General features: G+C 65.9%; 18 protein-coding genes. 7 read left to right on the top strand and 11 right to left on the bottom strand.

Annotated features, from left to right (window positions below; translation table 11 throughout):
* Positions 1–21 precede the first annotated feature (21 nt).
* Complete coding sequence (locus FPJ27_RS19615; RefSeq protein ID WP_006408082.1) at positions 22–507, bottom strand: Lrp/AsnC family transcriptional regulator; 486 nt, start codon at positions 505–507, stop codon at positions 22–24.
* 106 nt (positions 508–613) lie between these two features.
* Here FPJ27_RS19615 and phhA point away from each other — a divergent pair, with 106 nt between their 5' ends.
* Both phhA and FPJ27_RS19605 read left to right on the top strand, forming a co-directional pair.
* The gene (gene phhA, locus FPJ27_RS19610; RefSeq protein WP_177318412.1) at positions 614–1,540 is read left to right on the top strand and encodes a phenylalanine 4-monooxygenase; all 927 of its coding nucleotides are present in this window, start codon (positions 614–616) and stop codon (positions 1,538–1,540) included.
* 134 nt (positions 1,541–1,674) lie between these two features.
* Complete coding sequence (locus FPJ27_RS19605) at positions 1,675–1,983, top strand: 4a-hydroxytetrahydrobiopterin dehydratase (RefSeq protein WP_072442639.1); 309 nt, start codon at positions 1,675–1,677, stop codon at positions 1,981–1,983.
* Positions 1,984–2,074: 91 nt separating this feature from the next.
* Here FPJ27_RS19605 and FPJ27_RS19600 read toward each other — a convergent pair whose 3' ends face one another.
* The gene (locus FPJ27_RS19600) at positions 2,075–2,305 is read right to left on the bottom strand and encodes a DUF3717 domain-containing protein (protein ID WP_034183818.1); all 231 of its coding nucleotides are present in this window, start codon (positions 2,303–2,305) and stop codon (positions 2,075–2,077) included.
* Between the two features lie 122 nt (positions 2,306–2,427).
* Between FPJ27_RS19600 and FPJ27_RS19595 the strand changes: the two genes are divergently transcribed.
* Positions 2,428–3,120, top strand: a complete 693-nt coding sequence (locus tag FPJ27_RS19595; protein ID WP_006401494.1) for a response regulator transcription factor — start codon at positions 2,428–2,430, stop codon at positions 3,118–3,120.
* 117 nt (positions 3,121–3,237) lie between these two features.
* Positions 3,238–4,722 (top strand): sensor histidine kinase, encoded by a 1,485-nt coding sequence (locus FPJ27_RS19590; protein WP_072442637.1) that lies wholly within the window; start codon positions 3,238–3,240, stop codon positions 4,720–4,722.
* A 108-nt stretch (positions 4,723–4,830) separates the two neighbouring features.
* Here FPJ27_RS19590 and FPJ27_RS19585 read toward each other — a convergent pair whose 3' ends face one another.
* From FPJ27_RS19585 to mnmC, 7 genes are all read right to left on the bottom strand, one after another.
* The gene (locus tag FPJ27_RS19585; RefSeq protein WP_072442636.1) at positions 4,831–5,361 is read right to left on the bottom strand and encodes an SET domain-containing protein-lysine N-methyltransferase; all 531 of its coding nucleotides are present in this window, start codon (positions 5,359–5,361) and stop codon (positions 4,831–4,833) included.
* A 179-nt stretch (positions 5,362–5,540) separates the two neighbouring features.
* Positions 5,541–6,653: an NADH:flavin oxidoreductase/NADH oxidase gene (locus FPJ27_RS19580; RefSeq protein WP_204425262.1), complete on the bottom strand. Its 1,113-nt coding sequence runs from the start codon at positions 6,651–6,653 to the stop codon at positions 5,541–5,543.
* A 213-nt stretch (positions 6,654–6,866) separates the two neighbouring features.
* Positions 6,867–7,577 (bottom strand): glutamine amidotransferase, encoded by a 711-nt coding sequence (locus FPJ27_RS19575; protein WP_204426328.1) that lies wholly within the window; start codon positions 7,575–7,577, stop codon positions 6,867–6,869.
* A gap of 28 nt (positions 7,578–7,605) precedes the next feature.
* Positions 7,606–8,244: a MarR family winged helix-turn-helix transcriptional regulator gene (locus FPJ27_RS19570; protein ID WP_072442632.1), complete on the bottom strand. Its 639-nt coding sequence runs from the start codon at positions 8,242–8,244 to the stop codon at positions 7,606–7,608.
* 506 nt (positions 8,245–8,750) lie between these two features.
* Complete coding sequence (locus tag FPJ27_RS19565; protein ID WP_034183814.1) at positions 8,751–9,866, bottom strand: YbdK family carboxylate-amine ligase; 1,116 nt, start codon at positions 9,864–9,866, stop codon at positions 8,751–8,753.
* Between the two features lie 14 nt (positions 9,867–9,880).
* Positions 9,881–11,095, bottom strand: a complete 1,215-nt coding sequence (locus FPJ27_RS19560) for a cation:proton antiporter (RefSeq protein ID WP_034183813.1) — start codon at positions 11,093–11,095, stop codon at positions 9,881–9,883.
* Positions 11,096–11,768: 673 nt separating this feature from the next.
* Positions 11,769–13,715: a bifunctional tRNA (5-methylaminomethyl-2-thiouridine)(34)-methyltransferase MnmD/FAD-dependent 5-carboxymethylaminomethyl-2-thiouridine(34) oxidoreductase MnmC gene (gene mnmC / locus FPJ27_RS19555; protein WP_204425260.1), complete on the bottom strand. Its 1,947-nt coding sequence runs from the start codon at positions 13,713–13,715 to the stop codon at positions 11,769–11,771.
* Positions 13,716–14,103: 388 nt separating this feature from the next.
* Between mnmC and FPJ27_RS19550 the strand changes: the two genes are divergently transcribed.
* Positions 14,104–14,382 (top strand): HU family DNA-binding protein, encoded by a 279-nt coding sequence (locus FPJ27_RS19550; RefSeq protein ID WP_006401505.1) that lies wholly within the window; start codon positions 14,104–14,106, stop codon positions 14,380–14,382.
* 129 nt (positions 14,383–14,511) lie between these two features.
* Here FPJ27_RS19550 and FPJ27_RS19545 read toward each other — a convergent pair whose 3' ends face one another.
* Positions 14,512–15,825, bottom strand: coding sequence for a GTP-binding protein (locus FPJ27_RS19545; RefSeq protein WP_275557403.1), 1,314 nt, complete (start codon positions 15,823–15,825; stop codon positions 14,512–14,514).
* Positions 15,826–15,971: 146 nt separating this feature from the next.
* On the bottom strand, positions 15,972–16,421 hold the full coding sequence (locus tag FPJ27_RS19540) for a lytic transglycosylase domain-containing protein (RefSeq protein WP_072442622.1): 450 nt from the start codon (positions 16,419–16,421) through the stop codon (positions 15,972–15,974).
* A gap of 366 nt (positions 16,422–16,787) precedes the next feature.
* Here FPJ27_RS19540 and gspD point away from each other — a divergent pair, with 366 nt between their 5' ends.
* Both gspD and gspE read left to right on the top strand, forming a co-directional pair.
* Positions 16,788–19,124 (top strand): type II secretion system secretin GspD, encoded by a 2,337-nt coding sequence (gspD, locus tag FPJ27_RS19535; protein ID WP_204425258.1) that lies wholly within the window; start codon positions 16,788–16,790, stop codon positions 19,122–19,124.
* Positions 19,125–19,129: 5 nt separating this feature from the next.
* Positions 19,130–20,620 carry a type II secretion system ATPase GspE gene (gene gspE, locus FPJ27_RS19530; protein ID WP_110281399.1) on the top strand — a complete coding sequence of 497 codons (1,491 nt, stop codon included), beginning with the start codon at positions 19,130–19,132 and terminating at the stop codon, positions 20,618–20,620.
* The last annotated feature ends 2 nt before the right edge of the window (positions 20,621–20,622 follow it).

Genomic DNA, 20,622 nt, shown 5'->3' with positions numbered 1-20,622 from the left:
AGGCTTGCTCTGGCCGCCGCGTCACGCGGCGCCGGGCGCCAGGTGCGCGAGCGGCAGCGCACCGTTGCGCTTGAAGGTCGTCAGCACGATGTTCGAGCGCACGCTGTCGACGCCCGGCACGCGCATCAGCTTCTTCATCACGAACTGCGACAGCGCGTTCAGGTCGGGCGCGACGATCCGCAGCAGGTAGTCGGCATCGCCCACCACCGCATGGCATTCGAGCACTTCCGGCAGCACGTCGATCTGCTGCTGGAACTGCTCGATGATCGAATCGCCGTGGTGCTTGAGCTTCAGGCTCGTGAACGCGGTGACGCCGAGCCCGAGCTTTTCGGGCCGCAGCATCACGCGGTAGCCTTCGATCACGCCGGCCGCCTCGAGCCGCTGCAGCCGCCTGCCGATCTGCGACGGCGACAGCGGCACCTCCTCGCCGAGCTGCTGATGCGTCGCGCGACCGAAGCGCTGCAGCACGTCCAGCAGCGCGAGATCGAAGTGATCGAGTTCCAGCATGAGCATTCTCCGCATTGATTCGCAATTTGATGCGAGATTATCGCATCATCAGGCAAATCAACGCCAACTTTGCGCCCATTCCGCGCGCAGGCCGCTCTACACTTGCATGGTTCCCAACCACAGCGTGCAGAGCCTGATCATGTCCACCGTCGTCACCGCGAAACTGCAGGAGCAGTTCGACGCGGGCCTCGAAACCCGCGCAGATTTCACCATCGACCAGTCGCTCGAACGTTACGGCCAGGTCGACCATGCGGTGTGGAAGCAGCTCTATGCACGCCAGTCGGCGCTGCTGCGCGGGCGCGCCTGCGACGCGTTCGTCGCGGGGCTCGGCAAGATCGACCTGCCGGCCGATCGCGTACCGTCGTTCGCGGACGTGAACCGCCAGTTGAAGCCCGCGACGGGCTGGGAAATCGTCGCCGTGCCGGGCCTCGTGCCGGACCGCGTATTCTTCGGGCATCTCGCGAACCGGCGTTTTCCGGTCACGTGGTGGATGCGCCGTCCCGACCAGCTCGACTACCTGCAGGAACCCGACTGCTTCCACGACCTGTTCGGCCATGTGCCGCTGCTGATCGACCCGGTGTTCGCCGACTACATGCAGGCGTACGGCCGCACCGCGCTCGCGGTCGCCGACGACGAAGCGGCGCTTGCGCGGCTCGCTCGCCTCTACTGGTATACAGTTGAATTCGGGCTGATCCGCGACCCGCGCGGCACGAACGGGCTGTCGATCTACGGCGCCGGGATCGTGTCGAGCAAGGGCGAGAGCCTGTACAGCCTCGAAAGCGCGGCGCCGAACCGGCTCGGCTTCGACCTCGAACGCGTGATGCGCACGAAATACCGGATCGACACGTTCCAGAAGACCTACTTCGTGATCGACGATTTCGCGCAGTTGTTCGCGCTCGCCGACGTCGACGGCCGCGCGCTGGCCGACCGGCTCGCGGCGCTGCCCGAATTCGCGGCTGGCGCGGTGCTCGATACCGACCGCGTGTTGCATCGCGGCACGGGCGAAGGCTGGCCTGACGACGCCGACGCGTAACGCGCCAGCGTGCGCCGGATGCCGGCCAACCCGTCGCCTGATGGCCGTCCCACAACTATGAAACAATGACCGGTGCCGGCTGCGCCGCGCGGCGCAGCCGCGCACGGGCGCCGTTACCGAACGAGAGGTGCAAGATGATCCACAAGCTCACATCAGAAGAACGCAAGACCCGGCTCGAAGGCCTGCCGCTCTGGACGGCCGTGCCGGGCCGCGACGCGATCCAGCGCAGCCTGCGCTTCGCCGATTTCAACGAAGCGTTCGGCTTCATGACGCGCGTCGCGATCAAGGCGCAGGAAATGAACCACCATCCTGAATGGTTCAACGTGTACAACCGCGTCGACGTCACGCTGTCGACCCACGACGCCGACGGCCTGACCGAACGCGACATCGAACTCGCGCTGTTCGTCGACCGCGCCGGCGCGCACGCGCAACCGGCCGCCTGAGCCCTTCTTCTGCCGCCGCGCGTCTTTCGGCGCGCGGGCGTCAACTTTTCATTTCGCTGAACGTTTTCTAGGATGTAGTCAGCGAAAGCCTTCAGCTTTCCAAGCCATCCTTAAGCCGCACGTAAGTCTCGTATGCTTTCCGCGCCTTGGGGTCCAAACCTTCCAGTTGCAGCGCGCTTTCGCGCTGTACAATCAGCAGCGCATACGGCTTGGAGAGCGCGCTGGCCTCTTCGCAGAGTTTGAGTTCGTCGCCGCTCGACGGCGAGCGGGCGCGCCAGAAATTGATCGCGGCTTCAAGGTCGTTGATCGAAATATCGGACATGATTGGATTTAATCGTTCGCTGGCCGCCATGCTTGATGTCACGCGATGCGGCGCCCCTGTGGAAACGGCTTCGTGCTGTCCGCGTGCCTGAACCGCCAACCCATTGTACTTGAGCGAACTTCATGCGACTCCTTCTGATCGAAGACGACCGCCCCATCGCACGCGGTATCCAGAGCAGCCTCGAGCAGGCTGGCTTCACCGTCGACATGGTGCATGACGGCATTTTTGCCGAACAGGCGCTGGCACAAAACCGCCACGAACTCGTGATCCTCGACCTCGGCCTGCCGGGCATCGACGGAATGACGCTGCTCACGCGCTTCCGCCAGACCAACCGCCATACGCCCGTGATCGTGCTGACCGCACGCGACGAGCTGAACGACCGGATCCAGGGCCTGAACTCGGGCGCCGACGACTACATGCTCAAGCCGTTCGAGCCGGCCGAGCTCGAAGCGCGCATCCGCGCGGTGATGCGCCGCAGCGGCCCGCACAGCGACATGCCGCGTCCGGAAGTGTCGCTCGGCGGCGTCCGCCTGTCGGGCGTCGACCGCCGCATCTTCAACGACGACAAGCCGCTCGAACTGTCACCGCGCGAATTCGCGGTGCTCGAGATGCTGCTGCTGCGTCACGGCCGCGTCGTCAGCAAGGCCCAGTTGCAGGATCACCTCACGCATTTCGGCGGCGATCTCGGCGATACCGCGATCGAAGTCTATGTGCACCGCGTGCGCAAGAAACTCGAGCAGTGCCGCGTCGAAATCGTCACGGTGCGCGGTTTCGGCTACCTGCTGCAGGAAATCCGCCAGACGGCGAGCGTCTGAGCGGCCAAGCGCCGGCCGGCCGTGTGCCGCCGGCGTTATGCGCCCTGCTCCGCGTCGCCGCCCGGCGCACGACCGCGCCGCTCCCCGTGAGCGGCGCTTATCCATTTGCCCGTCGAAATGTCTCCTGATCCGGCTGTGACCACCAGCCTGCGCCGCTCGCTGCTCCGGCGCCTCGCCGCACCGCTGTCGATGCTCGCGCTGATGAGCGGCCTGATTGCCTACTGGCTCGCGTGGCAATACACGCAGCACGTGATCGACCGCTCGCTCGCCGATCTCGCGACCGCCATCTCGAAACAGATCCAGATCGCCGGCCCTGACGCGCCGTTCACGGTGCCGCCGCTCGCGCAGGCGATGTTTTCCGATCCCGCCGAAGCGCTGATCTACCGGATCAGCGACGGCGAACAGGAACTCGCCGGCGATCCGAAGCTGCCGCTGCGGGGCATCAACGTGCGCCGCATGCATCACGCGTACGTGTTCGAGGCCGAGTACGACAACCGCGCGGTGCGCGTCGCGCAGGTGCGCGTCGACAATGTCGAAGGCGGCAAGCCGATGGTCGTCGAAGTCGCGCAGCCGGTGCGGCATCGCTACCGGATCGCGGCCGAATTCCTCGTCGCGATCATGATGCCGCTGCTGCTGCTGCTGCTCGCGGGCTGGGGCATCGTGTGGCGTGTCGTGAACCAGCAGCTCGGCCCGCTCACGCATCTCGCCGATTCGCTGAACCGGCAGACCCACACGTCGCTGGAACCGGTCGACGAAACCGAGGTACCGCTGGAGATCCGGCCGCTGACGAGCGCGATGAATGCGCTGCTCGGCCGCCTGAAGACCGCGCTCGACGCGCAGCGCAAGTTCATCGCCGATGCCGCGCACCAGTTGCGCACGCCGCTCACGGCCGTGAAGCTGCATGCGGAGCAGGCGGCCGTCGCGCGCGACCCGCACCAGACCTTCGCCGCGGTGCGCGAGCTGCGTGCGGCCGCCGACCGCGCGGTGCGGCTGTCGAATCAGTTGCTGTCGCTCGCGCGCGCGGAGCCGGGCGAACAGGCCGCGCGGTTCGTCGACGTCGACCTCGCGGCGATGGCGTTCGAAACGGGTGCCGAGTGGGTGCCGCGTGCGCTCGCGTCGCATGTCGACCTCGGCTTCCAGCGCAGCGACGACCCCGGCGACGACGAGAAGCTGATTGTGCGCGGCAACCCCGTGCTGCTGCGCGAGGTGATCGCGAACCTGCTCGACAATGCGCTGAAATACGTGCCGCTCGCGCGGCCGGACGGTGCGCGGATCACGGTGAACGTCGCGCGCAGTGCGCTCGAAGACGGCCAGCCGGCCGCCGAGATCGTCGTCGAGGACAACGGCCCGGGCGTACCCGCTAACCAGCAGGCCGACCTGTTCAAGCGCTTCTTCCGCGGCGACGCGCAAAGCGGCAACGGCGTCGAGACGGGGGCCGGGCTCGGCCTCGCGATCGTGCACGACATCATCGCGATGCATGGCGGCACCGTGTCGTACGAGGATGCATCGGAAGGCGGTTCGCGCTTCGTGGTGCGGGTGCCGCTCGCCCAGCGCACGGAGAAACCGGCCAGCGAAACGCCGGCCGCCGCGTCGGCGCATTGAGCGACCATCGGGCGATTCGCGTCGGGCGAGCGTTGACCGGACCGCCCGACGGATAAGGAAACGGGAAGGACTGCTGAAGCGGCAGCGCACGATGCGCGGCCGCCTGCGTCACTTCCTGTTTTTCTTGTCCTTCGCGCTGGACTCGGACTTGCCGTCCTTCTTGTCCTTCTTCTTTTTCTTCTTCTCGCCGTCGTCCGACGTCGCGAGCAGTGTGCCGCGGCACGAAGCCGCGCCGCAATGGCATGCGTATTCGCGCTTGAGCTTCTTCGTCAGCTTCGCGTCGATCACGAGGCCGTAGTCGTAGAACAGCTCCTCTTCCGGCCCGATGTCGCGCAGCGCGTGGATATACACGCGGCCCTTGACCTCCTCCGCTTCGCAGTTCGGCGCGCACGAATGGTTGATCCAGCGCGCGCTGTTGCCGTCGACCTTGCCGTCGATCACGCCGCCTTCGTCCAGTGCGAAGTAGAACGTATGGTTCGGCTCGCTCGGATCGTGCGGATGGCGACGCAGCGCTTCCTTCCACGAAATTCGCTCGCCCTTGTATTCCACTACGCGTTCGCCGGCCCTGATCGGCGCCACCGCGAACACGCCCTTGCCGTGTACTCCCGAGCGGCGCACCGCGATCCTGCGTGAACTCATCGAACGAATCCTTGTGAAGACGAATGAATGGAAGACGGCCGCGATCGCGACCTGGCGCGCGCCAAACGAAAACGCGGCACCGGTCGGTGCCGCGTCGGGGCATGCGGCGAATCATCCGCATCCTACACGTTCGATATTGCTTCGTTCAACATCGCGCGCAATATTGCGCGCTTGACGCGTCAACGCTGGCCGAACGCGATGTCGCCGAACAACGCCTTGTGCTCGCGCGGCTGCGAGCGCCAGTACTGCGGCGGCGCCGTCACCTGCGCGCCGAGCTCGGCCGCCGCATGCCACGGCCAGCGCGGGTCGTACAGCATCGCGCGCGCCATCGCGACGAAATCGGCATCGCCGGCCTCGATGAGCCGGTTCGCATGCGCGGGCTCGTTGATCAGGCCGACCGCCATCGTCGGCATGCCGACCGCGCGCTTCACGGCCTGCGCGAACGGCACCTGGTAGCCGGGCGCCAGCGGAATCTTCTGCAGCGGCGACACGCCGCCGGACGACACGTCGATCCAGTCGCAGCCACGGCGCTTCAGTTCGTGCGCGAACGCGATCGTGTCGTCGAGCTCCCAGCCGCCTTCGACCCAGTCGGTCGCGGACACGCGCACGCCGACCGGCCGATCCTCCGGAAACGCCGCGCGCACGATCTCGAAGATCTCGAGCGGAAAACGCATCCGGTTTTCGCGCGAGCCGCCGTATTCGTCGGTGCGCCAGTTCGCGAGCGCCGACAGGAACTGGTGCAGCAGGTAGCCGTGCGCGGCATGCACTTCGATCGCGTCGATGCCGAGCCGCGCGGCGCGCTTCGCGGCCGCCGCGAACGCATCGCGGATCCGGTTCAGGCCTGCGGCATCGAGCGCGAGCGGCGGCGTCTCGCCTTCCTTGTGCGGTACGGCCGACGGCCCATGCGGCAGCCAGCCGCCGTCGGCGACGGACACGAGCTGACCGCCCTGCCAGGGCACGTCGCTCGACGCCTTGCGCCCCGCATGCGACAACTGCATCGCGATGCGGACCGGCGAATGCTTGCGGATCGCGGCCAGCACGGGCTTCAGCGCGGCTTCGGTCACATCGTCCCAAAGGCCGAGGTCGCCGTGCGTGATGCGCCCGTCGGGCTCCACCGCAGTCGCCTCGATGCAGAGCAGGCCCGCGCCCGACAGCGCGAGATGGCCGAGGTGAATCATGTGCCAGTCGGTCGCTTCGCCGCGTTCGGCCGAATACTGGCACATCGGGGAGATCACGATCCGGTTCGGAAGGGTCACGCCGCGCAGCGTGAACGGGGAAAACAGCGCAGTCATGGAGGCCGCTCGCCTGGAAAGGGAAAGAGCGGACGAGCGTAGCACGCGGGCTTGAAGCGTGCAGATGGCGCGGTCGGCAGTAAGCGGATGGTCAGGTACGGCCGGCAGCAGGTTGCCGGCGCGGCGGGAAATGCGTTGCAAGCAGCGATGCGCCGGCCTGCAACGGATGCGGGCCGGGCCAGGGATTCGCGGCGAACGGCGTCGCCCGCGGCGTCAGAGCCCGATGCTGTCGAGCCACTCCGCGAACATGCGCCGCGCGGCCGTCTCGAGCGCGGGGCCGTGCTGCGCGGTATCGGCGCGCAACTGACGGGCGTCCATGCCCGGCGTCGCCGCGATTTCGCCGGCGTTCCCGATCAGCCACGGTTCGAAGCGGTCGGTGCGGATTTCCGGATGGCACTGCAGCGCCAGCACGTGCTGCCCCCATGCGAATGCCTGGTGGCGGCAGGCCGGCGTCGATGCGAGATGGATCGCGCCGCCCGGCAGGTCGAACGTATCGCCGTGCCAGTGCAGCATCGATGTCGCCGCGCCATCGAGATGGCGCAGCGGCGACGCGCGACCGGCATCGGTGAGCGTCAGCGGCGCCCAGCCGAGTTCGTGCTGTGCAGCCGGATAAACGCGCGCGCCGAGCGCACGGGCGATGAACTGCGCGCCGAGGCAGATGCCGAGGATCGGCAGCCCCGCGTCGATGCGCTGGCGCACGAGCGCCGCGAGCGGCGCAATCGTCGGATACTGCGCATCGTCGTACACGCTGAGCGGCCCGCCGAGCACGACGAACAGCGACGGCTGGAGCACGTCGAGCACCTCGAACCGCGACGACCCGACGTCTACATAGCGCACCCGCCGGCCCCGTTCGCCGAGCACCTGCTCGAAGCTCCCGAGATCCTCGAAATGCACATGGCGGATCGCCACGACTTCAGCGTTCATCATCGGCCTCCCGGTCGATCGACGGACGTCAGCCTGCGAAAATCTTCCAGGTCTTCTTCTGCGTCGCCGCGTCGGCTTCTTCCTGCACCGAGCAGTCGAGACGCAGGTCGCTGTCGGACATCGAGATGTCGAGCGCCGCGCAGTAATGCACGGTCTTCTTCGACAGCTTGCCCGGCTGGAAGTGGGCGCACGTCACGCACATGCGCTGCGGCGGCGTCGCGCCGGCCACCTGCAGCTCGCGCAGCGTCTTCAGCAGCGCGCGATACAGTGCGCCCTGCTCGTCCGCGCCGAGCTTGCCGACCGCTTTCGTCAGGAATTCAGGCCATTGCAGCGCCTTCTTCGCGGCCGTACGGCCACGGGCCGACAGGCGCACGGCCAGTGCGCGGCCGTCGTCCAGCGCACGGCGCTTCTCGACGAGCCCCTTCGTCTCGAGCGTGCTGACCGCATCGCTCGTGGTCGCCGCGGTGAGCTGCGTCTCGCGCGCGATCTCGCCGAGCCGCATCGGACCCTTGCGCTGCAGCAGCAGCACGAGAATTTCGCCCTGCGTCGGCGTCAGGCCCGCGCCTTCCGCCCAATCCCATGCCTGGCTTCGCATGGCCGTACTCAACCGCAGCAGGCTGTGGGTGACACGTCCCGAAGCCTGGTTCCCGTAAACGCCTTCGCTCATAGTCTTTTCGCTTTGCCGCCGCCCGGAATGCCGAGCGGCCGTAGTGTGGAGATCGAATGTCCATCTCAAAACAGACGCGCTCTTGCGAGTGCGTCAGCACGGCCGTCGCGAGGCACACGCGGCGGTCGCATTCGCGGCGACCGGTGAGACACGCGTCGTTCCGGTGTCCGCAAAGCCGACATTCTAAGCGAGAGCGGAAAATCGCACAGCTAAGTTATCCCCCGCATTCTGTGGAAAATCACTGGATAACTGAATTTTTTCGTTGTGCCTGCAATGCCGCGCACCGCGAAACGGGCTGCGCCGGCATTTTCCTGTTCGGATCGGCCATCGGGCGAATGGCATTGATCCACCGGGTTATCCCGCCCGCAGATCGTTGACTTTGCAGAGGAATGTCGGGTTATCCACAGATTTTCGGGGCGACTGGCAACGATTTCGGCCTGAAACCGGGCCGGCTGTCGTTCAGCGAATCGCAACGCGGTCGAGCCCGCAATCTGCAAAACATTTTTTCATTCACGCCAGCGTAAGCACTGCTGCCGGACCGTTTCGTTCAGCGATTTTTCCTGTTTGAAAACGGTTCTCAACCACGATGCGTCGTTCACGCGCGCCTTCGCCAGCGCACCGATCTCGTCGAGCGCCGCGCGCGAACCGAGCGCGGCCGCATGCGGCGCGATCCGGTCGAGCGTGTCGAGGATGTCTTCCGCGATCGTGCGGCGTTCACCCGTCTGAGGATTCACGCAGGTGCCCTCGAGCCCGAAGCGGCACGCTTCGAAACGATTGAACGTATAGACGAGGTAGTCGTCCTCCGACAGCTTCAACGGCCGGTCGGTCAGCAGGTAGCGCGCGAGCGTCTGGATGTAGCAGGCGATCGCCGCTGCCCGATCGACCGACAGCGGCGTATCCATCACCCGCACCTCGATCGTCCCGTAGCCGGGCTTCGGGCGGATGTCCCAGTAGAAATCCTTCATCGAGTTGACGACGCCCGTGTTCACCATCTTCATGAAGTACTCCTCGAAGCTGTCCCAGGTCAGCACGAACGGCGCGCGGCCCGACAGCGGGAACGCGAACACCGAATTCAGGCGTGCCGAATGGAAGCCCGTGTCGACGTTCTGCACGAACGGCGACGACGCGGACAGCGCGATGAAGTGCGGAATGAAGCGCGACATCGAGTGCAGCAGGAACAGTGCGCTGTCGGGATCGGGACAGCCGATGTGCACGTGCTGGCCGAACACGGTGAACTGTTTGGCCAGATAGCCGTACAACTCGGAGATGTACTGGAAGCGCGGCGCATCGTAGATCTGCCGGTCGCTCCATTGCTGGAACGCGTGCGTGCCGCCGCCGGCGAGCCCGACGTTGAGCTGGTCGGCCGCCTTCACGAGCACGTCGCGGATCGCATGCAGCTCGCTGACCGCCTGCTCGTGCGAATGGCAGATGCCGGTCGACAGCTCGATCATGCTCTCGGTGATTTCCGGCGTGATGTTGCCCGGAAAGGTCTCGCCCTGGATCAGGCGCATCAGGTCGGATGCAGCCTTGGTCAGGTCGTAGTTGTGCGTGTTGACGACCTGGATCTCCAGTTCGACGCCGAACGTGAACGGTTCGGAATTGACGAAGGTTTCGAGTGCCATGGCAGGTTCCGGAATCAGTTGCTGTCGCTGCGTTCGCCGACCGCCGACAGGCAGCGGTAGACCACGAACGGGCTGACGAGCTGCAGGATCACGATCGTGCACATCACGATCGCGCGCAGGTGCGGGTCGAAATTCGGATAGAGCTGGTAGGTATCGTCGACGAGCAGGTACGACAGTGCGGACATCGGCGTCAGCGCGATGCCGAGCGCGACGCCCTGCTTCATCCCGATGCCGCTCGGCTTCGCGAACGCGACGACGCCGGCCAGCTTCGCGACAAGCCGCGTGACGATCAGCACGATCGAGAGCAGCCCGCCGAGTGCGATGTCGCCCCACGTGAACGACGTGAGCGTCAGCACGAACAGGACCACCGTCAGCAGCCAGCCGGCCGTGCCGAAATGCTCGGGCCACAGCTGCGGACGCGCTTCGAGGTTCTTCACGATGATGCCCGCGAGCAGCAGCGTGAGCAGCGTCGACAGCTTCAGCGCCTGTGCCACCGCGATCGCCAGCATCACGAGCCCGAACAGCGCGACGAACGAATGCTCGTCGCGCATCGTCGACGTCATGTGGCGGAACAGGAAATTGCACGAACGCGCGACGAGATACGCGACGATGAACGAACCGGCGATCAGGTAGAGCGGCTGCAGGATCGTCGCGAACACGTTGCCGTACGCTTCCTGGTGCAGCCAGCTCGTGACGAGCTTGGTCAGCACGATCGCGTACACGCTGTTGAGCGCCGTGAGCGTGATGAGGCGCTGCGACACCTGCCCTTCCGCGCGCAGTTCGGTCTTGAGCTGGATCACCATCGACGGCGACGTCGCGATCGCGATCGCCGACAGCACGAGCGCGACCATTCCCGACACGCCGAGCGCAAGCATCACGAACAGCACGAGCACGAACGTCAGCGTGGCTTCCGCGAGACTCGACGCGACGAGCCACGGATTGCGCCGGATCCAGCGCAGGTCGAGGCGGCTGCCGAGCTCGAACAGCAGCAGGCCGAGCGCGACGTCGATCAGCAGCCGCGACGTTTCGTCGGTGCTTGCGTCGATCACGCCGAATCCGAACGAACCGGCGACGAGGCCGATTACCGCATAACCGGTGATGCGCGGCAGGCGCCATGCGCGATAGCACAGTTCGCCACACAGGCCGGCCGCGAACAGCGCGAGCCCGGCCCAGAACACGGCATCCGGCGCGAGCGGCCAGTTGGGCAGAAATGAGAACGCCGACTTCATCGTGGTGACTTCTCCTTTGGAAGCAACCGCCAGCGACGCGGGGTCAAGCGTCAGAAATGGATGCGCGCCGGCTGGGTATCGCCCCGAATGTGATTGTTGTGGTCGACGACGGCGGGACATGGGGTCCGCCTGTTCCGCCATCCGGCGGAAAGTCGCACAGGTTGCCGATCTGGATTGTCGGCCTGGTGTGTGAACGGACTGCGCAGTCTCGAAGATTCAGATTCGAAATCGTGCCGACCGTTCCATTGAAGCTTGTCCGGCGCCTGGCCGGACGAACGCGAAGGAAACCGATTGTGCCACAGCTTTTTCGGTCTGGAACCCATTGAATACGACTCGCGGCGCTGTGCGGCACCACAGGTCTTTGGTTTCAAAGGTTTACTTGTATATATACGTAGTAGAAGTTAACAAAGGACGCACAGTTCTGTGGATAACTTCGGTTTACGCTGATGGATCAATGTGTTGGCGAAACCATAACCCGTTGCACAGGCTGTTCGTGCACAGAAGTTTGAGATGAGCAACTTTGGGGCCGCCTCACAGCTGTGCCGAGTTGCCCAGTTTACGTCCACTGTGATTACACACGAAGTGCGTGTGGATTTCGCAAGGTTATCCACAGCATTGGGTGGATAACCTTGCACGGGGAAATCGGGAAACTGTGAACGATTCGCGCGGCCGGTCAGCCGGCCGAACCGATGCGGCGTGCGCGCAGTGCGCGGATCAGGAAGCGTGCGGGATCGACGGCTTCGGCGAGTTCGCGCTCGAGCGGCCACGGTTCGCCTTCGAGTTGCGATGCGATCAGTTCGGCGCCGAGCGCGGCCCACACGAGGCCGCGCGAACCAAAACCGAATGCGCCGTAGAGGCCGGGCGTGCGCGGCAGGTCGCGCGCCTTTGCGCCGCTCAGCGCGCGTGCGTTCGCGACGGCCTGCGCTTCGTCCGCGAGCGGGCCGATCAGCGGCAGACGATCGGCGACGACCCAGCGGAATGCAACGCGGCCGCGCAGCGTGCCGAGATCCGGAACGTCGCCGATCAGGCCCGGCAGCAGGTACCGCACGCGGTCGAGGTTTTCGACGTGGCCGGCTGCGCGCATCGCCGGATCGACGTCGTCGGGTTCGAATGTCGCGCCGATCAGCAGCGTGCCGTCGTCGAGCGGCACTGCGTAACCGTCGCCGATCGCCGGGCACGGCAGCGGTGCAGTACTGCCCGGCGGCAGCAGCGTGAGCTGGCCGCGCACCGGTTGCAGCACGACATGCTGCAGCCCCGCGAGACGCACGGCGTCGCCCGCGTTCGCAAGCACGACGACGGGCGCTTCGGCCAGCGTGCCGCCCGTCGAATCAAGCGCATGCCATGCGTCGCCGCGTCGCTCGAGCCGCGCGACGTCGGTGGACGCGAGCAAGCGCACGCGTTCGCCGGCCGCCGCGCATTGCGCCGCGCACAGCCCGGCCGGCCAGACGGCGCCGCCGTGCGGAAACAGCAGGCCGCCATGCGCGACCGGCAGGTTCAGATGTGCGCGCGCGGCATCGGTATCGAGCAGCGATGCATAGTCGGACGGTGCGCCGAACGCATCGAATGCGTCGCGCATCCGCGCGAAGTCGCCGGCCGATTCGGCAAGATGGATCATTCCGTGCGTGCTGCGCGCGAACGCATGGCCCGAGCGTTCGAGTGCGCGCCAGCGTGCGATCGCGTGCAGGAAGCCGCTGCGCGTGAGCCGGCTTGCGACGTTGTCGTCGCGTGTCATCAGCGGATGGAATACGCCGGCCGGATTGCCCGACGCTTCGCTCGCGATCCGTTCGTGCCGCTCGATCAGCGTGACGTCCCAGCCGCGCGCGGCCAGGCGTTCGACGACCGCGCAGCCGGCCAGGCCCGCGCCGATCACGATCGCGCGGCGTGCCGCAACGGGCAGTGCGCGCGGCGGCTCGTGCCGGCGCGTACGCCAGCGCGGCGCATATTCGCCGACGAGCGAATCGTCGACTTCACGATACGTGAAACCCGATTCGCCGAGTGCGTGTTTCACGGCGCCGGAATTCGCATGCGTTGCAAACGTCGCGCCTTCGCCGGCGATTTTCGCGAGCGCACGAACCACGTCGGTCGCGCGGAGATCCGCGTCGTTCGACGACGTGAAGCCGTCGAGATGGAACGCATCGGCGCGCGCGACGAGCTTGGTCAGCATGTCGACGGCATCGCCGAACGCGAGCGTGAGCACCACACGCCCTGCGTCGAATTCCAGCCGGTGCAGGCCCGGCACGAGCATCGGCCAGGCGTCGACCAGGGCGTCGACGTCGGCCGATATGGTTGTGTTCGCAACGATATGCGAAACCGCGCGGCGCAGGTCGTCGCGCGAGAACGGATGCGGCTCGACTGCGACGAAATGCAGCCGCTCGCAGCGCGCCGGATCGTCGCGCCACGCGCCCCATGTCGCGAGGAAGTGGCTGCCCGCGCCGAATCCCGTCGCGACGATCGTGAACGTGCGGCGGCCTTGCCAGCGCGCCGGCAGCCCGTTGCCGGAGACGCACAGGTGATGCGCAAGCGCACCTGATGCGCCGCGATGGAGGTCGCCGTACTCGGGCGAAGCGAGCGTGCCGTCGTCGCGAAGCGCGAGCGTGGCGGGAACAAGTCGGTCGGGCATGCGAAACAAAAAACGTGGCAGCCAAGCCTGGCAAGGGATTGCGCGAGGTCGTCCGAGCGGCCGTTGGAAAAAGCCAACGGGGCCGCGCACGGGCGGACGGCGCTGCGTATCCTGTCCGGTTGGCGCAGGTCAAAAAACTGGCAATCGACGATTCATTCGGCGAAATACTGATGAAAATCTTTGAAACCCTTGTCGTTATTGGGTTTGCGCTGCGCTATCATAGCAACGCCGTACCGCGGGGTGGCCGCCGGCAAGCCGGAGGGCGCGTCGCGCGGGCCAGGATTCGGCGCTGTGTCGTCGGAGTCTGACTCTCGACGGCACGGTTCGCGCACGTATAATCGGCGCGTTCGCGCTGTTCGTGTCAACCTAACCTGATAAAGGAACCTTAATGAACAAACAGGAACTGATCGACGCCGTCGCCGCCCAAACGGGCGCCAGCAAGGCTCAAACCGGCGAAACGCTGGACACGCTGCTCGAAGTCATCAAGAAGGCCGTGTCGAAGGGTGATGCGGTTCAGCTGATCGGCTTCGGCAGCTTCGGTTCGGGCAAGCGCGCAGCACGTACGGGCCGCAACCCGAAGACCGGCGAAACCATCAAGATCCCGGCAGCCAAGACGGTCAAGTTCACGGCTGGCAAGGCGTTCAAGGACGCCGTCAACAAGCGTTAAACCAGCGCCTGTTCCAGAAAAAACCCGCCTTTCGGCGGGTTTTTTGTTGGGCGCGCGCGGCATTTTCGCCACAGTCCGCGCCGCTCTTGCAAGATTTAACGGTTGTTTTTACAAGCCGTTACTATGCCGTTACGCGTGCACGATTTGCGTGTCGCCGTGATCGTCGTCGTCGTGCGAATCGACATCCCACGCCGGGAACGGATCGTCGAACGCGCTCCATCCCGCCGCGCCGACGGCGAATTCCGCATCGGTGAGCAGGCACGCGTCGAGTTTCTCGCGCCATGCATCGGCGTCGAGCGCGATGCCGATCAGCACGAGTTCCTGCCGGCGATCGCCGACCGTGCGGTCGTCGAGATCGCCGTGCCATTCGGCGCGGATTTCGGCGAGCAGCTCGTCGTCGTCCGGCCATTCCGCGCGATCCTGCGCGGCCCACCAGAGACCCGCCGGGCCATGCCGGCATACTCCACCCGCCTGCGACAGCGAGCCCGCGATGTCGTTGCGCGTCGCGAGCCAGAAGAAGCCCTTGCTGCGCAGCACGCCCGGCCACTCCTGGTGCAGCAGCGCCCAGAGTCGTGCCGGATGGAACGGCCGGCGCGCGCGGTAAACAAAATTGCCGATCCCGAATTCGTCGGCTTCGCCGTGCACGTGCGCATGATGTTCGTCATGGCATTCGGGGTCGTCGCAATGCGTGTGATCGTGATCGAGCGACGCGAGCCAGCCCGGCGCATTCGCGGCTTCGTCGAAATCGAAGCGGCCCGTGTTCAGTACTTCGTCGAGCGGCACGTTGCCGAACGTCGACACGACCTGATGCGCGCGCGGATTGAGCCGCGCGAGGATGTGCTGCAGGCGCGCGAGTTCGTCCGCGCCGACGAGGTCGGCCTTGTTGATCACCAGCACGTCGCAGAATTCGATCTGCTCGATCAGCAGTTCGACGAGCGTGCGATCGTCTTCTTCCGATGCGGCGATGCCGCGCGTCGCGAGTGCGTCGTCGGAGCCGTAGTCGCGCAGGAAGTTGTACGCATCGACCACGGTGACGAGCGTGTCGAGCCGCGCGATTTTCGACAGCGACTCGCCGTCGTCATCGACGAACGTGAAGGTTTCGGCGATCGGCATCGGCTCGGCGATACCGGTCGATTCGATCATGATCGCGTCGAAGCGGCCTTCGGACGCGAGATTGCGAATCTCGACGAGCAGGTCGTCGCGCAGCGTGCAGCAGATGCAGCCGTTCGACATTTCGACGAGGCGTTCTTCCACGCGCGACAGCGCCTGCGCGTCGCGCACGAGCGACGCGTCGATGTTGACCGCCGCGAGATCGTTGACGATCACGGCGACTTTCAGGCCCGCACGGTTCGCGAGGACGTGATTGAGCAGCGTGGTCTTGCCGGCGCCGAGGAAGCCGGACAGCACGGTGACGGGCAACGGCTGGTTCATTGCGGTACACACCAACGGAAAAGATGAAAAAGCGGCCGCGGCGCCCTTCCGGGGCGCGATCGGCCCGCGGACGGGCGAACCTGCGGCGTGAGCCCGCATTGTGCATCAAACGCGCGCCGGGCGGCCGGCGCCGCGTCAGGCCGCGATGCGGCGCGACGTCATGGCGCGGGCGGCAGCAGCTTCCATTGCGTCAGGATGCCGGCGATCTGCCGCGCGTACTTGTCGCGCAGCGACGGCGTTTCGGAATGGTAGGCGCCGACGGCCTGCCACGTGTTGCCGTAGCGGTTCATCTTCTGTTTCAGATGCCACGCGGCGATGTACACGTTCTTGCATGGTTCCATCAGCGTGCCGCGGTCGATCCCGTAGCGCGACAGCGTCGACAGGTGAACCGAATTGATCTGCATCAGGCCGTAGTCGATCGAGCCGTTCGTGTTCTTGTTCAGCGCGCCGGGCCGGTTACGCGATTCCTGCCACGCGATCGCGCGCAGGATCAGCGGATTGACCTGCTGGTATCTGGCCGCCTCGTCGAAACAATCCGCGCGAGCGTTTGCGCTGGCGAACCACACGCCGGCGGCAATCCACGCAATCGAAGCGAACCGTCTGTTCATGGGGCGAAAATGAAAAGGAATTGTGCGAGGATCGGGAAAACCCGTGCCTGTTATTCGTGCGGCGAGAAACTTGTCGCACGTATCATACCGACAGTCCGTCAGGTTGCGACATGCGGAAATACGACAGCCGGGTTATACCGCATTTCCGTGTCGGTTCATCGCGAAACGGGGGCGATGGCCGGCATGCCGGTATGGCGCGGAATCTTACATATTGCATACGACTCGCCGGATACATGTCGTATGTGAGACAGTCTTCGGATCAATGTGATATTTCGGACATGAAAAACTGCTAATGTCGCCTTTTTCGGACTTGGATCCCAGCACTACCGCCGGAAGCGGCCTGAGCCGGCATCGACCCATTCATCCATGACAAGAAATCGCTTCGTTATGCGGCGCATTGCCACGACCCTCGTCGTCGCCGGCATCATCGTCTCGCAGGCCGCCTACGCTCAGGTCACGCTCAACTTCGTGAATGCGGATATCGACCAGGTCGCGAAGGCGATCGGCGCCGCAACCGGCAAGACCATCATCGTCGACCCCCGTGTGAAGGGGCAGCTCAACCTCGTTGCCGAACGTCCGGTGCCGGAAGACCAGGCGCTGAAGACGCTGCAGTCGGCGCTGCGCATGCAGGGCTTCGCGCTCGTGCAGGATCACGGCGTGCTGAAGGTCGTGCCCGAGGCCGACGCGAAGCTGCAGGGCGTGCCGACCTATGTCGGCAATGCGCCGCAGGCGCGCGGCGACCAGGTGATCACGCAGGTGTTCGAGCTGCACAACGAATCGGCGAACAACCTGCTGCCCGTGCTGCGGCCGCTGATCTCGCCGAACAACACGGTGACGGCCTACCCGGCGAACAACACGATCGTCGTGACCGACTATGCGGACAACGTGCGCCGCATCGCGCAGATCATCGCGGGCGTCGACAGCGCCGCGGGCGCGCAGGTGCAGGTCGTTCCGCTGCGCAACGCGAACGCGATCGACCTCGCCGCGCAGTTGCAGAAAATGCTCGATCCGGGCGCGATCGGCAACAGCGATGCAACGCTGAAGGTGTCGGTCACGGCCGACCCGCGCACCAACTCGCTGATGCTGCGCGCGTCGAGCGCTTCGCGCCTCGCGGCCGCGAAGCGCCTCGTACAGCAGCTCGATGCGCCGAGCGCGGTGCCCGGCAACATGCACGTCGTGCCGCTGCGCAACGCCGATGCGGTGAAGCTCGCGAAGACGCTGCGCGGGATGCTCGGCAAGGGCGGCAACGACAGCGGCTCGTCGGCGTCGTCCAACGATGCGAACAGCTTCAACCAGAGCGGCGGCTCGTCGTCGAGCGGCAACTTCTCGACCGGGTCGTCCGGCACCCCGCCGCTGCCGTCGGGCGGCCTCGGCGGTTCGTCGTCCTCGTCGTCGTACGGCGGCACGTCCGGCAGCGGCGGACTCGGCTCCGGCGGCCTGCTTGGCGGCGACAAGGAAAAGAGCGACGACAACCAGCCGGGCGGGATGATCCAGGCCGATGCGGCGACCAACTCGCTGATCATCACCGCGTCCGATCCGGTTTACCGGAACCTGCGCTCGGTGATCGACCAGCTCGACGCGCGGCGTGCGCAGGTCTATATCGAAGCGCTGATCGTCGAGCTGAACTCGACGACGCAGGGCAACCTCGGCATCCAGTGGCAGGTGGCGAGCGGCCAGTTTCTCGGCGGCACGAACCTGAACCCCGGGCTGGGCCTGGGCAACAGCATCGTCAACCTGACGGCGGGCGGCGTGACCAACGCCGCCGGCGGGATCACCGGAGGCGGGCTGGCTTCCAATCTCGGGGCGTTGAGCCAAGGCCTCAACATCGGCTGGCTGCACAACATGTTCGGCGTACAGGGGCTTGGCGCGTTGCTGCAGTATTTCGCGGGCGTGAGCGACGCGAACGTGCTGTCGACGCCGAACCTGATCACGCTCGACAACGAGGAAGCGAAGATCGTCGTCGGCCAGAACGTGCCGATCGCGACCGGTTCGTATTCGAACCTGACGAGCGGTACGACGAGCAATGCGTTCAATACCTACGACCGTCGCGACGTCGGCCTGACGCTGCACGTGAAGCCGCAGATTACCGACGGCGGGATCCTGAAGCTGCAGCTCTACACGGAGGATTCGGCGGTCGTCAGCGGTACCACCAACGCGCAGACCGGCCCGACCTTCACGAAGCGCTCGATCCAGTCGACGATCCTGGCGGACAACGGCGAGATCATCGTGCTCGGCGGTTTGATGCAGGACAACTACCAGGTGTCGAACAGCAAGGTACCGCTGCTCGGCGACATCCCGTGGATCGGCCAGTTGTTCCGTTCGGAATCGAAGCAGCGCCAGAAGACCAACCTGATGGTGTTCCTGCGCCCGGTGATCATCTCCGATCGCAGTACCGCGCAGGAAGTCACGGCCAACCGCTACGACTACATCCAGGGCGTGACGGGCGCGTACAAGTCGGACAACAACGTGATTCGCGACAAGGACGACCCGATCGTCCCGCCCATGCCGCTCGGCCCGAGCCAGGGTGGCACACCGGCAGGGAACCTGTTCGATCTCGACAAGATGCGCCGCCAGCAGGTGCAGCGTCAGGTCGTGCCGGTTCCGGCCCAGCCGTTGCCGGAGCAGACGCCCGCGCAGCCGCAGAGCGTGCCGCAGCAGGCGGTGCCGCAACAGCCGCTGACCGCCCCGGGAGCCTCGCAGTGAGCGACATGCTCGCGTCTTCCGCCCACGACGGCGCGCCGGGCGACCGGCAGCCGCCGTCGCCGCTTGCCGCGCGCCTGTTGCCGTACGGCTTCGCGAAGAGCGGCCAGGTGCTGATCGCGCACCAGCTCGACGACACGCTCGAGGTGTGGATCAGCGAACGCACGAGCGACGCCGCGCTCGCGGAGATCGCGCGCAACTTCGGCTCGATTTCCGTGCACCGCGTGCCGGCCGACGAGCTTGCGCAGGCGATCAACCAGGCCTACTCGCGTCATGACGGCAGCGCCGCGCAGGTGGTCGGCGAGGTCGAAGGCGAAGTCGACCTGTCGCGGCTGATGCAGGACATTCCGGAAGTCGAGGATCTGCTCGAATCGGAAGACGACGCGCCGATCATCCGGATGATCAACGCGCTGCTCACGCAAGCGGCGCGCGAACAGGCATCGGACATTCACATCGAGCCGTTCGAGAATTCGTCCGTCGTGCGTTTTCGCGTCGACGGCACGCTGCGCGACGTCGTGCGCCCGAAGAAGGCGCTGCACGGCGCACTGATCTCGCGGATCAAGATCATGGCGCAGCTCGACATCGCGGAGAAACGGCTGCCGCAGGACGGCCGCATCACGCTGCGCGTCGGCGGCCGGCCGGTCGACGTGCGCGTGTCGACGCTGCCGACCGGGCACGGCGAGCGCGCGGTGCTGCGCCTGCTGGAAAAGGATGCGAAGCGCCTGAATCTCGAAGCGCTCGGGATGGGCCGCGACACGCTCGTCCAGTTCGACAAGCTGATTGCGCGACCGCACGGCATCGTGCTCGTCACGGGCCCGACGGGCTCGGGCAAGACGACGACGCTGTATGCGTCGATGTCGCGGCTCGAAACCGCGACGACCAACATCATGACCGTCGAGGATCCGATCGAATACGACCTTGGCGGCATCGGCCAGACGCAGGTGAACGAGCGGATCGGGATGACCTTTGCCCGTGCGCTGCGCTCGATCCTGCGCCAGGATCCGGACGTGATCATGATCGGCGAAATCCGCGACCTCGAAACCGCGCAGATCGCGGTGCAGGCGTCGCTGACGGGCCACCTGGTGCTCGCGACGCTGCACACGAACGATGCGGCATCGGCCGTCACGCGTCTGACCGACATGGGCGTCGAGCCGTACCTGCTCGCATCGTCGCTGCTCGGCGTGCTCGCGCAGCGCCTGGTGCGGCAGCTCTGCCCCGTCTGCAAGGAAGAGCGGCACGAGGATGGCCGCACGCTGTGGCATCCGGTCGGCTGCGACAAGTGCGGGCATTCGGGCTACGCGGGCCGGCGCGGTGTATACGAACTGTTGCTGGTCGACGATACGATCCGCTCACTGATCCATCGCAATGCGGCCGACGCGGAGATTCTGGCCACCAGCCGCGCGGAAGGGATGCGCACGCTGCGCGACGACGCCGAACGCTGGCTGACCGCCGGCGCGACGTCGCTCGAGGAAGTGCTGCGCGTGACGGGAGGCGCATAGCG

It is taken from the genome of Burkholderia sp. MS455 (genome assembly GCF_016899445.1).
In the GTDB taxonomy this organism is placed as follows: Bacteria; Pseudomonadota; Gammaproteobacteria; order Burkholderiales; family Burkholderiaceae; genus Burkholderia; species Burkholderia pyrrocinia_C.
Note: the sequence above shows the minus strand (reverse complement) of the source record. Positions and strands in the feature narration are given on the sequence as shown.